At 57.0% G+C, this 12,764-nt stretch carries 12 protein-coding genes and 5 pseudogenes; 12 read left to right on the top strand and 5 right to left on the bottom strand.

Annotation, left to right across the window (positions count from 1 at the left end; all coding sequences use genetic code 11):
• Positions 1-26: 26 nt before the first annotated feature.
• Complete coding sequence (locus FBZ99_RS22605) at positions 27-647, bottom strand: CGNR zinc finger domain-containing protein (RefSeq protein ID WP_246661173.1); 621 nt, start codon at positions 645-647, stop codon at positions 27-29.
• 88 nt (positions 648-735) lie between these two features.
• Here FBZ99_RS22605 and FBZ99_RS22600 point away from each other — a divergent pair, with 88 nt between their 5' ends.
• The 5 genes from FBZ99_RS22600 to xth all read left to right on the top strand — a co-directional run bounded on the left by FBZ99_RS22600 (position 736) and on the right by xth (position 4,062).
• A complete protein-coding gene (locus FBZ99_RS22600) occupies positions 736-1,680 on the top strand; it encodes a DMT family transporter (protein WP_145634886.1) in 945 nt (314 codons plus the stop codon).
• 28 nt (positions 1,681-1,708) lie between these two features.
• Positions 1,709-2,188, top strand: a complete 480-nt coding sequence (locus FBZ99_RS22595) for a GNAT family N-acetyltransferase (protein ID WP_145634884.1) — start codon at positions 1,709-1,711, stop codon at positions 2,186-2,188.
• 294 nt (positions 2,189-2,482) lie between these two features.
• Positions 2,483-2,887 carry a GFA family protein gene (locus FBZ99_RS22590; protein WP_113353606.1) on the top strand — a complete coding sequence of 135 codons (405 nt, stop codon included), beginning with the start codon at positions 2,483-2,485 and terminating at the stop codon, positions 2,885-2,887.
• Between the two features lie 194 nt (positions 2,888-3,081).
• Positions 3,082-3,258, top strand: a complete 177-nt coding sequence (locus FBZ99_RS22585) for a DUF3606 domain-containing protein (protein WP_113353607.1) — start codon at positions 3,082-3,084, stop codon at positions 3,256-3,258.
• Between the two features lie 3 nt (positions 3,259-3,261).
• Complete coding sequence (gene xth / locus FBZ99_RS22580; RefSeq protein WP_145634881.1) at positions 3,262-4,062, top strand: exodeoxyribonuclease III; 801 nt, start codon at positions 3,262-3,264, stop codon at positions 4,060-4,062.
• A gap of 85 nt (positions 4,063-4,147) precedes the next feature.
• Here the strand turns inward: xth and FBZ99_RS33550 are convergent.
• Positions 4,148-4,361: pseudogene (locus FBZ99_RS33550) on the bottom strand (hypothetical protein); the annotation flags it as partial.
• Between the two features lie 71 nt (positions 4,362-4,432).
• Between FBZ99_RS33550 and FBZ99_RS22570 the strand changes: the two are divergent.
• Both FBZ99_RS22570 and FBZ99_RS22565 read left to right on the top strand, forming a co-directional pair.
• Positions 4,433-5,173, top strand: a pseudogene (locus FBZ99_RS22570) (carbohydrate ABC transporter permease); the annotation flags it as partial.
• 321 nt (positions 5,174-5,494) lie between these two features.
• A pseudogene (locus FBZ99_RS22565) lies at positions 5,495-6,341 on the top strand (ATP-binding cassette domain-containing protein).
• Positions 6,342-6,620: 279 nt separating this feature from the next.
• Here the strand turns inward: FBZ99_RS22565 and FBZ99_RS22560 are convergent.
• Positions 6,621-7,370 carry a FadR/GntR family transcriptional regulator gene (locus tag FBZ99_RS22560; RefSeq protein ID WP_113352262.1) on the bottom strand — a complete coding sequence of 250 codons (750 nt, stop codon included), beginning with the start codon at positions 7,368-7,370 and terminating at the stop codon, positions 6,621-6,623.
• A 357-nt stretch (positions 7,371-7,727) separates the two neighbouring features.
• Here FBZ99_RS22560 and FBZ99_RS22555 point away from each other — a divergent pair, with 357 nt between their 5' ends.
• The gene (locus FBZ99_RS22555) at positions 7,728-8,879 is read left to right on the top strand and encodes a mandelate racemase/muconate lactonizing enzyme family protein (RefSeq protein ID WP_113390721.1); all 1,152 of its coding nucleotides are present in this window, start codon (positions 7,728-7,730) and stop codon (positions 8,877-8,879) included.
• 24 nt (positions 8,880-8,903) lie between these two features.
• Entirely contained in the window at positions 8,904-10,208 is a 1,305-nt protein-coding gene (locus tag FBZ99_RS22550) for an MFS transporter (RefSeq protein WP_145634878.1), read from the top strand.
• A gap of 300 nt (positions 10,209-10,508) precedes the next feature.
• On the opposite strand, the gene FBZ99_RS22545 is transcribed toward FBZ99_RS22550, so the two are convergent.
• The gene (locus tag FBZ99_RS22545; RefSeq protein WP_145322874.1) at positions 10,509-10,709 is read right to left on the bottom strand and encodes a hypothetical protein; all 201 of its coding nucleotides are present in this window, start codon (positions 10,707-10,709) and stop codon (positions 10,509-10,511) included.
• Between the two features lie 441 nt (positions 10,710-11,150).
• Here FBZ99_RS22545 and FBZ99_RS33805 point away from each other — a divergent pair, with 441 nt between their 5' ends.
• The 3 genes and pseudogenes from FBZ99_RS33805 (at position 11,151) to FBZ99_RS22530 (ending at position 12,500) form a co-directional block, all read left to right on the top strand.
• On the top strand, positions 11,151-11,309 hold the full coding sequence (locus FBZ99_RS33805) for a LysR substrate-binding domain-containing protein (protein ID WP_113396164.1): 159 nt from the start codon (positions 11,151-11,153) through the stop codon (positions 11,307-11,309).
• 73 nt (positions 11,310-11,382) lie between these two features.
• Positions 11,383-11,784, top strand: a pseudogene (locus FBZ99_RS33540) (IS6 family transposase); the annotation flags it as partial.
• A gap of 380 nt (positions 11,785-12,164) precedes the next feature.
• The gene (locus FBZ99_RS22530) at positions 12,165-12,500 is read left to right on the top strand and encodes a hypothetical protein (protein ID WP_145634875.1); all 336 of its coding nucleotides are present in this window, start codon (positions 12,165-12,167) and stop codon (positions 12,498-12,500) included.
• Positions 12,501-12,580: 80 nt separating this feature from the next.
• On the opposite strand, the pseudogene FBZ99_RS33355 reads toward FBZ99_RS22530, so the two are convergent.
• Positions 12,581-12,764 (bottom strand): annotated as a pseudogene (locus tag FBZ99_RS33355) (hypothetical protein); the annotation flags it as partial.

Raw genomic sequence — 12,764 nt, 5'->3', positions numbered from 1 at the left:
AACCTTGCTGCCCGTGGCCGCGTCATTTACTCGGCTCGCACGGCCCGGAACTTCCGCACCCTGGCATGTGATCCACACGTCCGGTCAGAGCACCAGCGCCGATGACCATTACGTGAGTGGTCGAGGAAAAGCCAACCGCAGTTCGGACCTTCGCATGCCCGGATCGGGCGGCGATTCCGTCGCGATGTCAGCAAATCCGCGGCCAGCCAGCCGACGCGAGTTGAAATTGCGTCCAGATGGTCCGCGGGCGATTGCCGCCATTCGATCGCCTCACCGACGTTGACCAATCTGCGCTGCGCCTGCGCGCGCCTTGCGATCTGGTCGAGCAGCTCAAGGTCTTTCATGCGAACCGGCTCGTCGCCAACTTCGGTCAAAAAAATTCGATGGAGGGTCTCTCGCAGCTCCCTGGCACGGAATAACTCCCTCTCCGCTTCAGAAGGCGACTTTGTCGCCAGCGAAAGCAGGATGCGTTGCTCTTCGTCATCAATGACCTCGAGGCGCCCAGCCCAGGAAACCAGGTCGCTGTAGCTGTTCAAGAACTCCGGACCCCATCGCTCGCCACGGCTATCGACCGTGTTGACGAAGTCGAGTGCGGGGTGGCCGCCGAGCAGGCTGATCTCGCCAATGTTTTTCTGTCTCGTCATCATAGGGAATATCGGATCGCGGAACGATTTGGGCAAGAGCTAGTTGTAGCGGTCTATGGCATATTTATCCGTTACATGAATTGGAAACCCCATGGCCTATCGTTTGAACAGGAATCAGCTCCGCTTTCTGATGCTATGCGTCATCTGGGGCAGCACGTGGATCGCGAGCAAGGCCGGCATCGAAGCCGTTCCACCGTTGCTTTTTGCGGCAACGCGCTTCACCGCGGCAGGGTTGTTGCTGCTTGTTTATGGCTGGATCAAGGGCGAGGCTGCAGGCTTGAAGATCGAAGATGGCATACGCTTCATCGCCGTCAGCATATTGATGATCACTCTGTGCTACGGGCCGCTGTTCTGGGGCATGCAGTATATCGACACCGGCACGGCCGCGGTTCTAGAGATGTCGCTGACACCCATCGCTCTTTTGTGTTTCGCCTTGTTGTTACGGGAGGAAAGGCTCGACGTCAGGCGGATCTTGGCAATCACGCTCGGCGTATCAGGATTGGTGGTTCTGTTCTGGCCGTCGGCGGCAGGCGGAAGCGGATCGAAATCGGAAGCATTCGATGGTGCGAGCCTATGGGGCGGGCTGGCGGTCTCGTCGGCGGCGTTTACCTATGGCTACGGCTCGGTGCTGGCGCGACCGTTGCTGCGATCCTATCCAGCGGTTTTCGTTGCGGGTATCACGACGCTGGTCGGTGGCATCGCGCTGATGGTCGCTGCACTGATATTCGAGCCGGGTGCTGTGGCCGCTGTTTCAGGAAACTGGGGCACGAGCGCCTGGACGGCTTGGTTCTTCCTTGTGATCTTTGGTTCGCTGGTCGGGTATACGACGTACATGCGGCTGTTGCGGGATATCGGCGCCTCCCGTGCGGGCAGCTATGCCTTCGTATCTCCCGTGATTGCCGCTGTGCTCGGCGCGCTGTTCTTTTCTGAACAGGTTACCGTTTCCGACGTCATTGGCATCATCGTCATGCTGACCGGCGCCTATCTCGCCATGGTCGAGGCGCCGACCGCCAGACGTGCGCCGGTCGAAAGCTGACGTTGGGGCACAACAGAAAGGCCGAACAATGGAATACCTAAAGGCGACGCCAGAGCATGATGATATCCTTATCACGCATTACCTGGCAATCTGGAACAGTTACGGCACTCCGCCGGATCACATCTGTTTCGATGCCCGGTTGAAGGTCCATCGTTTGATCGAAGAGGGTAGGCAGAGCCGCGAGCTTGCTACATTCATCGCGTTGGACGGCGCGACCGCTGCTGGGTCCGTCTCGTGCCAAGTTCATCTCTCCCCCTATCCGGACGTCCTTCGGCAAGATGTGCACAAGCGCGGCTATATATGGAGCGTCTTCGTAGAGCCTGCGTACCGCCGCCAGGGTATTTCGCGCCTGCTGACACAGCTTGCCGTTGAATATCTCAGGTCGGCCGGCTGTACTGCTGTCGTGCTGCATGCTTCGGAAGCCGGCAAGCCGGTTTATGCGTCTCTTGGTTTCAAGCCTGCGACGGAAATGCGTCTCACATTCGGCGAAACAAGTTCCGAAGCTTGATGTAATTGCCAGCAAGATTGATCAGCGCCGAAGCGATCAGCCCAGTCATTTATACAAGAACATCTGAACTGGGGATTAAGACAGGTCACCAGCATGTTTTGACCGTACCTTTCCGATGCGGCAAACAGTGAGTTGAGCGAAATGCTTAGCCGTCCGACCGTGCGAAATTAGTGGTTCGACACAGGTTCAGGAATGGAGACGCTGCTGTTGGGGCACAAGAGTGGCAGAAGTGGATGTCGACTTGTGAGGGGCAGCCTCTATGTCCGAAATAGTGAAAATGGAGGGAGAGCTGACATGCATATCGATGGCGCATGCCAATGCGAAAAAATCACTTATGAAGCCGAGGTCGACCCGCAAGACGTGTCGATCTGCCATTGCACCGACTGCCAGAGATTGACGGGAACCGCTTACCGAGTGACGGTCAGCACACAACGCGATCACTTCCAGATTACGTCCGGCGCGCCCAGGCTTTACGTCAAGACCGCCGACAATGGTCGCCGCCGGCAGCAATTCTTCTGTGCTGATTGTGGATCGCCCATCTATACGACCGGAGAGGATGAAGATGCCGAGCGAGTTGGGATCAGACTGGGAACGGTGAACCAGCGCCAGGAGCTGAAGCCCCGCTCGCAGCTCTGGTGCTCGTCCGCGTTGGGATGGGCTCAGGATCTGACAGGACTTCCGGGTCGAGCGGGGGATTGAGCGTCTCTGTCAATATGAACCGAGCGCTTCTCACCTTGCCTTAGAGAGAAAAGCAACGAGGTTGGTGCGTCAACGGGTGCCCAGCGGCTTCCTGACGCTGCGCTCATTTGAGGGATCTCCCGCACCATACGAGTATGGAACTTCTTGAATCGGCGTCCGTTTTCCGGTGGCCGAAACCATAAGGAGTACGAACAATGGCAACCACGTCGCGAGGCAGAGCACAGGATCGAGCCAAGGTCGCAGCCGGGCAGGATCATGAAGTCCGTTACGAGGCGAAGAAGGAAGGCGTGTCAAAGGACACGGTGAAGAAGGCCGTGAAGAGCGCCGGGAATTCCCGCAAGAAGGTCGAGGCGGAAATCGGCCGAGACTAGGCCGTGAAGCTCGCGACCTACAATGTCAACGGCGTCAACGGCCGGCTCGAGGTTCTTCTCCGATGGCTTGAAGAGGCCGAGCCGGACGTCGTCTGTCTGCAGGAGTTGAAGGCGCCGCAGGAGAAGTTTCCGATCAAAGCCATCGAGGCCGCCGGCTATGGTGCCGTTTGGCAGGGACAGAAGTCATGGAACGGCGTCGCGATCCTTGCCAAGGGCCAGGAACCTCACCTCACCAGAAAAGGTCTGCCCGGCGATCCGGAAGACGAGCACAGCCGCTACATCGAGGCCATCGTTGACGGGATCATCATCGGCGGGCTCTATCTCCCGAACGGCAATCCGTATCCTGGGCCGAAATTCGACTACAAGCTCCGCTGGTTCAAGAGACTGGAGGACTATGCGGCCGAGCTGCTCGAACTGGAAGTTCCGGTCGTGCTCGCCGGCGACTATAACGTGATGCCGACGGAGATCGACGTCTACAAGCCGGAACGCTGGACGGACGACGCATTGTTTCGCGTGGAAGTCCGGGAGGCCTACAAGAACCTTGTCGACCAAGGTTGGACGGATGCTCTGCGCCACCTGCATCCGGGCGAACACATCTACACCTTCTGGGATTATTTTCGTAACGCCTATGCCCGCGACGCCGGGCTACGGATCGATCATTTCCTGCTGAGTCCTGAGGCGGCGGCAAGATTGGCGAAGGCGGAGGTCGACAAGCATGTCCGCGGCTGGGAGCACACGAGCGACCACGCCCCCGTCTGGATCGAACTGAAGGATGAAGCGCTGAGGAAGCGGAAGGCGAAGTGAACGAAGCGCAAGTTAAGGACCGGCGGGTCACAGCGGAATGTCTTGCTCCACCCGGCTCGCCAGACTTCGAAACGATCGATGATCCTTAGGGCTTACGCGCCAGAATGATCAGCGCATCGTTCGGAAGGTGGTCGAGTGAGTTGCTTTGATTCGCCCCATGACGCTCGCATCCAGATGTCAGTTTCTTCCTTCGTCTGCAGCAGGACAGGCATGGCCTTGTCATAAATTTGGCTTAACGAGTCACTGGGATCCGTGGTCGTTCGCAGCGATAGCCAATGAAAATCAAAGGCGTAGATATCATGTATGCGACAGAGAAAGTCGGGTCGTCGGTTCCGATCCCTTGAAGAGCTGGTGCTATCGGACGTCAGTGGCTATCAAGCCAAACGCACAGCTGACCGACTATAATAACTATAGCCCCTTTTGGGTCGTGGGGCCGACGCTCGATCACATCAAGTACCTATTCTTTGAAACCTCCTATCCGGGCTGGCTTTGGAACACGATATTGGTGGCGGTGGGATCGACGGCGCTGTCGTTGCTGGCATCGATTTTTGGCGCCTACGCGATCGAACGTGTGCGTTTTACCGGCTCTCGTTCGATCGGGTTGCTGATTTTTCTAGCCTACCTCGTTCCGCCTTCGATCCTGTTCATTCCGCTGGCGTTCATCGTCTTCAAGCTTGGAATTTACGATTCCAGACTTGCGCTCATCTTCACCTATCCCACCTTCCTCATTCCCTTCTGCACATGGCTGCTGATGGGCTACTTCAGGTCGATACCCTTCGAGCTGGAAGAAAGCGCGCTGGTCGATGGCGCCAGCCGCTGGCAGATCCTTGTCAAAATTATCCTTCCGCTGGCGGTGCCTGGGCTGATTTCGGCTGGCATCTTCGCGTTTACGCTTTCCTGGAACGAATTCATCTACGCGCTTACCTTCATTCAATCGTCGGAAAACAAAACAATTCCGGTTGGTGTACTGACGGAATTGGTTCGCGGCGATGTCTTTGAGTGGGGTTCGCTCATGGCCGGCGCTTTATTTGGTTCATTGCCGGTCGTTATCCTCTACTCTTTCTTCGTCGATTACTACGTCTCGTCGATGACCGGTGCTGTGAAAGAATGATGGACGCTCCGACAGCGGATCGGTGGTACGCGGTCCGCTGCCTGCGCTTTTCGGCATTTAGTAGATTACCGATCAAGGGGTGATGTCACGTTGTCGAACGATCACTGAGCATCCGGGACGAGGCTGAGTTCAGGTGATGGCGCCAGTAACGCTTTCCAATGCGCCATTGCGCGGATGGCGATGGATGTGAGTGGCGAGAGCGGAGCGTCTGTGACGTGGAGTGACGAAGAGATTTGGGAGGACCGCGCTGCCGACAGGTGCGCCCGGCGATGGTGACCAAAGGGCACGGTGCGGCCGAGGGCAGTATCGCTTGTCTGGTCCATGGTGGAGGCGTGCAATGAGAAGCGCGAGAAAGCGCTGGAAGTCGATCAGCTGAGTCGTGTCTTCGACGTTTCCACTGCCTGGCTCAACCGGATGATCGATCGCAAGCCAAAGTGCTATCTACACGTCGTGCAGGATGTCGCTCTCGTCATCGGAGAGGCAAATCCTGGCGCTTGGGGGTGAATCCGACTGCGGCAAGTTCATCGTGGCGCGACTTGTCATCGGGCTCCATGGCCCCAGTGAAGGCGTCATCGTGTTCGGGCCGTCCTCAGACGGCCGCCCGATGGAGGCGCAGATGATCTTAGGATCCGCATGCCAGTCTCAATCCGCGCTGGCGGGTCGGCGACATCATTGCCGAGCCAATCCGCGAGTTTGGCTTGCGTGAAGGACATGACGCGATCGATGAGCGCGTAGCGGAACTGCTGCGCACCGCCGGTCTTTTGCCCGATGATGCCAAGCGCTTTTGCACAAGTTTTCCGGTGGGCAGCGACAGCCATATCGATCGCTCGCGCGCTGGCAAGCGAGCCGGAATTTCTCGTTTGCGACGAACCAATATCGGCGCTCGACGTTTCTGTTCAGGCGCAGGTCCTCAATCTTATGCATGAACTGCAAGACGAGCTTGGGCTCACCTATCTCTTCATAAGCCACAATCTTGCCGTCGTCCGTCCCATGGCTGACCGGATCGTCGTCATGTATCTTAGCCACCAAGCCCCCTTGAGCCCCCGGAAGGATGTGCCTTTCATCCCCCTGTCCGAAAGCGACTGAGATCTGTTAGTCGGTCACCCCTGACGTACGCCTGCGTCGGGGCGGCGGCGCGATTGCCTGTCATCTGGCGTCAAAAGACTAGATAACGATTGTAGAGTTCTACGACGCGCGAAGGAATGCACGGTTCGCAATGGAAATTACTCGCTTCGCCGAATGCAAGAAGCAGATGGAATATTGCCGACAAGCAGAAGACCTTTTGTGCACTTGGAGATAAGATTGCACACAAGCGCGGATTCTCGACGCAGATCGGCTAAGCGACGGGACGGACCCGCATATCGTCACGAGTGCTCGAACTTTATAAATCCCATCTATAACGTATTCTAAGCGGGTGGGAGCATCCGAAGATCTTATCACCTGGCAGTCAGATCGGATTGGGCTGGTCTCCCGCGGGTGGCTCTGGTGCAGTAATCGACCGATGATCGAGACGGTCCGCGCCCTCGGCGCCGCGAGCTATCATCGCCATGGCGATATGACGGGCCTCGTCCGCGAAGCCTCCCATGATGGCATTGGCGAGCGCCAGATGAATGATCGGGTTCGGATCATAAACGAGATCGCGATCGTGCAAACTCAGATCCGCCGTGAACAGGGTACGAAGCATGATCTCCAGCGATCTGCCTATGCCGAGTAACAAACTATTGTGGCTTGCTCGCAGGACCGCGAGGTGAAAGGCGATGTCTTGCTCAATTGCCGCGACCGTCGGAAGATCTTGCATGGCCATTGCAAGCGCTTGAATGTGTTGCTTCTCTTCGGCCGTCGCATTTCGAGCAGCCATGGATGCGGCGCCGGGCTCGATAAGTTCCCGCAATTGCGCGACCTCACGTCGAAACATGGCGTGCGATTTGCGATCTTTAAGTTTCCAACGGATGATGTCGGCATCCAGCCCGTTCCATTCTTCCTTCATGGCGACGCGGGACCCGTAGCGGCGCGCGGTCCTGATCAATCCTTTGCCTGCCAAGACTTTGACGGCTTCCCGCAAGGCGTTTCTTCCGACACCGAAGCGAGAGGCGAGTTCAGATTCCAGCGGCAACTGCTCTCCAGGTTGCCAATCACCTTCCACGATGGATCTGCCGAACCTTTCGACGGTGTCCATAATCACGCCCTTCGGAAGCATGGTCTTCTCCTGCTTGCAAACATTCTAGATCCTATCTATAACGCATTTAACGCTTGGGGAGGGCAAGCAATCATCGGCAAATGTCGCAGATGTTGGTTTGATAGATCAAGTCAGGTCTAACCCGCAATCCAGGGAGGAGCCGATCCTGCGCGAACATTTATAGGAAATCTGTCGCAGCGATGCTGGGCCGGATAACAAACCTCACATCAGAGGCTGGATCCAGAGCACCAGCGCATTTGGCGTCCTTTGACTGCTTCGCTTGCGTTGAAGGGCGACGTTGTCGGCGCGGCCTACCTTCCTGGGCGTCACGGTTTGACGAAACTCACATTAGTTCATTCTCCCAACGGACGAATATCCATGAAAATCGAAAGAATAGAGTGCTTCACACCACGGGTTGGTCATCGCAATCAGCTGCTGGTCAAGGTGACGACTTCAGATGGAATTCATGGTTGGGGCGAGTCCGGTTTAACGGGCAGGGAACATGCCGTCATCGGGGCGATCCGTCATTACGAACAGTTCCTGATCGGCCGCGATGTTCGGCGGGCCGGGGCTCTGTGGCAGGAAATGTACCGCAGCCAATATTTCGAAGGTGGTCGTGTACTGACGGCGGCAATTGGCGCGCTGGACATCGCCTTCCACGATATTCGCGCAAAGGCGCTCGGCGTGCCCGTTTACGACCTTCTCGGGGGCAAGCATCGCGAGCGCGTCCCAGCGTTTGCGACCGCGCCGGCCAATCCCGGTCCCGAGATGATCGAGCAGGCGATAATCCTGAAGGATGCGGGCTGGAACTCCATCCGCTTCGTTCCGTGGGGCCAACACTCCTTTGATCTTTTCGAGCCGCGAGAGTCGATCGCGCGCACCGCTCCCTGGATGATTAAGGCGAGAGAGGAGGTGGGCGCGGAAGTCGTTCTGGGGATCGACTACCATCACCGGCTCAGCGTCGCCGAAGCCGCCTCGTTCTGCCAGAAGATGCCTTCCGGAACCCTCGATTACATCGAAGAGCCGATCCGTGACGAGACGCCGGAGGCCTATGAGGCGCTTCGAAAAATGACCGATGTACCCTTCGCGATCGGCGAGGAGTTTTCCTCGAAGTGGCAATTCTTGCCCTATATCGAGCGCGATATTCATCAGTTCAATCGGTTGGATATTTGCAATGTGGGCGGTTTTACCGAAGCCATGAAGGTCGCCGGCTGGAGCGAGGCGCATTACGTCGACCTGATGCCACACAATCCGCTGGGACCTGTCTGCACGGCGGCGACCGTGCATTTGGCAGCGGCGGTGCCCAACTTCGCTTGGCTGGAGTGTCGGGCGTCACCGGTCGAACAGCTTGGTTTTGATTCGCGTGAACTCTTTCCGTCACAGGCCGAGTTGAATGGCAGCTCCTATGACGTACCGCAGTTTCCGGGTCTGGGGATCGAGGTGAACGAAGACGCGCTGAACAAGCTCGACTTTCAATATTTCGAGCCGCCCCACCTGCGCCGTGGCGATGGAAGTTTCACCAATTGGTGATTGGAGGACCGGGAGGAATAGACTATGGCAATTTCAACATACTATGCGTCGGCGAGCCGGACGCGATATGTCATTACCGCACTCTTATTTATAACCGGTGTGATCAATTACCTCGATCGCACCAATCTGTCGATCACGGCACCGTCTTTGTCGGCGGAACTGAAAATCGACCCGGTGACCATGGGATGGTTGTTTTCGGCATTTGGATGGACCTACACGGCCATGCAGATCCCTGGCGGGTGGCTCGCTGATCGTGTCCATCCGCGAATCGTCTATCCCCTGACAATCCTCGTTTGGTCGGTGGCAACTTTCAGTCTCGGTTTCGTCGCCGGGATCGTCAGCCTCTTTATCCTTCGACTTGCCGTAGGCGTTTTCGAGGCGCCGAGCTATATCGTCAACAACAGGATCGTCACAACCTGGTTTCCCGAGCGAGAACGGGCCACCACAATCGGCATCTATATCTCCGCGCAATATGTGGGTCTCGGCTTTCTTACGCCGATTCTCGTCTGGATTGAAGCCGCCTACGGCTGGCGTTCAGTGTTTGTCCTGACGGGTATCCTCGGTTTGATCGCTGCCATTTTGTGGGCGACGATCTATCGCGATCCAAGCAAGTTCAAAGGGACAAACGACGCGGAACTCGATCTTATCCGGGAAGGCGGTGGCGTTCCCGAGCTGAGTTCACGCTTGGTGAGGGAACAGGCAGGCCGCAAATCCTTTACCTGGTCCGATCTTGTGGTCGTGCTCAGCAAGAAGAAGCTGTGGGGACTCTATATCGGTCAGTTCAGCTACTTGGCTTCTGCTAACTTTTTCCTTACCTGGTTCCCGACGTATCTGGTTCAATACCGACATCTCGATTTCATCAAAGCCGGATTCTATGCCTCCGTGCCGTTTCTCGCCGGTTTTGGGGGCGTGCTCGTCTCCGGCTTCATCTCGGACGCGCTTCTTCGTGCCGGCTATAGTCTGAGCGCCTCACGCAAAATCCCGGTCCTTACGGGTATCGCTCTCTCCGTCCTGATCGTGGGTGCGCAATTCGTTGAGAGCCCTGGACTCATCATCATGCTTTTGGCCATCGCATTCTTCGGAACGGGAATGGCCTCGATTACCTGGTCCTACGTATCAGCATTGGCGCCGGAACGATTGATTGGCTTGACAGGTGGCGTCTTCAACCTGTTCGGAGGCCTCTCGAGCATCGTGATACCAATCGCAATTGGTTATCTCGTCAATGGTGGGAGCTTCGCGCCTGGGCTCGCTCTATGCTCCGGCCTGGCGGTAGTGGCGGCTTGCTGTTACATTTTTCTCGTCGGGCGAATGGAGCGGGTAGAAGAGTAGATATTCGTCGCAAGGCCATCCATCTGGCAACTGTTGACAGAATTCGATTTGGGGAGCCGCTTGGCTTTAAACTAATCCAACTGACAGCACACGTGTATTCAATTCCTCGACCATCTGGCTCACGAGAAGTCTCGTGGCGCCACTTGCGCCGTTTTCACTGCATTCCGCCCCTCGGCGCGAGGCGAGATTGGTGCGCTCGATCTGCCTCCTTAGGCCGCCACCCGCCCAATTTGTCCGCGTGTTCCTGTGTAAAATTCGCAAACCATGTCGGTTGGACGCCAAACGTCTGATGCGTGGCCATCAGCACCTTAGCGACGGGTGCCTCAGCCGCTCCTCGGTTTGTTCGTCGAGCGCGTCGACGAAGTCTTCGGGCAGCCCCCTGTCAAGCAAATCCCGACGTCGCTCTTCAGGGGTAATGCTGACATATTTTACCGGCTTCCCGATTGACGCGGAAATGCGCGCTGCAATTTCGTCCATCTTCAGGGCTTCAGGACCGGTCATGTCGAGACTTTCCCCCTCGTGACCACCGTCTCGAAGCAGACGGTATGCGATCTTGGCAATATCCTCGGCGTCTATTGGCGAAAGCGATATGTTCCCGAAGGGAAGGCGGAGCGTACGTGAGCGGACCGGAGTGTGATCCATGCTTCGAAAGAACGTCCTGCATGTCGATCAATGGGATCGGATGCAGACGCCTTTGTGGTACGAAGAGGATATGTCCGCCCCGCAACTTGAGCGTGAGCAGTAAGATGAACAGATCTACGGCCAACGTGAGCTCGACGGCGGCCTCCCTTTGGGCGGGTGGCAGGAAAGCGGCGATAGGTCGAGACCTGCACTTATTGTTAAGCCGGCGCCTCCGTGGATTGCCCGCCATAAGTTCTCTTTTCAGCGATCGAGGCTTCAGGCGTGGCCGGATTGGGATTAATACAGGTTCCCCGCTAACGCATGACGCATCAGATCGCCGCCGGGCAGTTGGTTCCAATACTGGAAGCGTTCCGACCCCCGCCGATGCCTGTTTCCGTGCTCTACCCGCAGAACCGTCACCTATCGTCGCGGATCAGGGTCTTCATTGACTGGCTCACCGAGGTGTTTCATGATCCCTAGGGCGGAGAAAGAGCGGTGATGTCCTGGGCATGAGATGTGGGAGGCTTAACGGTTGATGGATGACCGGGCGCGGATGAGCTCGCCGACGATTAGTCACAAGAACCGTTGCTTTCCACCACAGATCATTGCTCGTGCAGTCTGGCTCTATTTCCGGTTCCTCTTAAGTCGGCGGTTGGTCGAGGACATGTTTCCGAGCGTGGCATCGTCGTGTCTTATGAAACGATCCGGCGATGGGGCTGCAAACTCGGTGTGGCTCACGCAAAGCCGTTGGGCAGAAGGAAACCTTCGCGAAATAATATCTGGTATTTGGACGAGGTGCTGATATCCATCGGTCGGAAGCTTTGGCCACGGCGAGCCGTCGATCGGGATGAAATCGTCCAGGTCGTCGCGGCACGACAATGGCCAAACGGTTGCTTGTCAGACTGGCGAACAAGCAAGGCCTGTCGACGAAAACGCCCTTGTCACCGACAAGCTCAGTGCTTGCGACGGTCACTGTCGACACCACGGCCATCACGCGTGACAATGCAAAGTAGATGATGGGCAAATTGGACCCTAGAGGCCAATCCGGCTGGACGTAGGATTGAGCGGATTACATGGCGACCGCCATCGGGCCACTGTCAGCGCGTATACCTCAACGCAGTCGTCGGTCTGGATGGTCGCCCGTTTATCTGATCAAGAGCATAAGCTATTGCCGCACCTCGTGCTGGAGCTTTTGAGCATGGCTATCTCGATGGTCAAAAGGCACGTCAGTGCGTTGATTTCCGTCAGCGAACGGTCCGCCGAAACGGCAGGTTCATCTCTCGCCGACGATTGCGCGCGCGGGTCGCGGCATGGGCCGCCGCTCAGAACTTTGTGTTGAAAGAATCCGAAGGCGGCTCTGGTGAGGATGCTTCAACAAGTCTTTTTGGTCTGAAGTACGCGATCTCGTCGGCTCATCAGGACAAAGATGGCGCTCGTATAGTGGTTAAAGGACAGGACGGTCGCGTGAACAACGCGATGCTGACGTCGTTTGCCCTGCTTCTGCACGAGTTCGCTACGAACGCGATAAAATATGGTTCACTTTCGGTAAACCGGGGGCGCGTCGAAATTGAGGTTACATACAACGATAGTGTCGTGCTGACGTGGACAGAGGTCGTTGGACCACCGGCGCGGGTTTCCCGAAGGCTCGGCGGGCTTCGGATCGGAGCTTGAACGCATGACAATCGCGTCATTGAAGGGATCGATCCACCGAGAATGGCGTTCCGATGGGCTGCGCATCATCGTCGAAATTCCTAATCGCCCTTCGCACGGTTAGCTTGAATGTTGACTGGCCGGAACTCGGCGACGACGACCCGGCTCGATTGAGCTAGGGGCCTCGTCATGCGGATTCCGACGTGAAGCCGGCCGCCAATCCGACCAAAGACCGGCCACCATTCCGATTTGAAGCCGGCCACCATTCCAATCAAAATCCGGCCA

The sequence above is a fragment of the Rhizobium sp. ERR 1071 genome (genome assembly GCF_007828675.1).
GTDB lineage: Bacteria > Pseudomonadota > Alphaproteobacteria > Rhizobiales > Rhizobiaceae > Rhizobium > Rhizobium dioscoreae.
The sequence above is the reverse complement of the archived record's forward strand: the minus strand, read 5'-3'. Positions and strand labels throughout refer to the sequence as shown.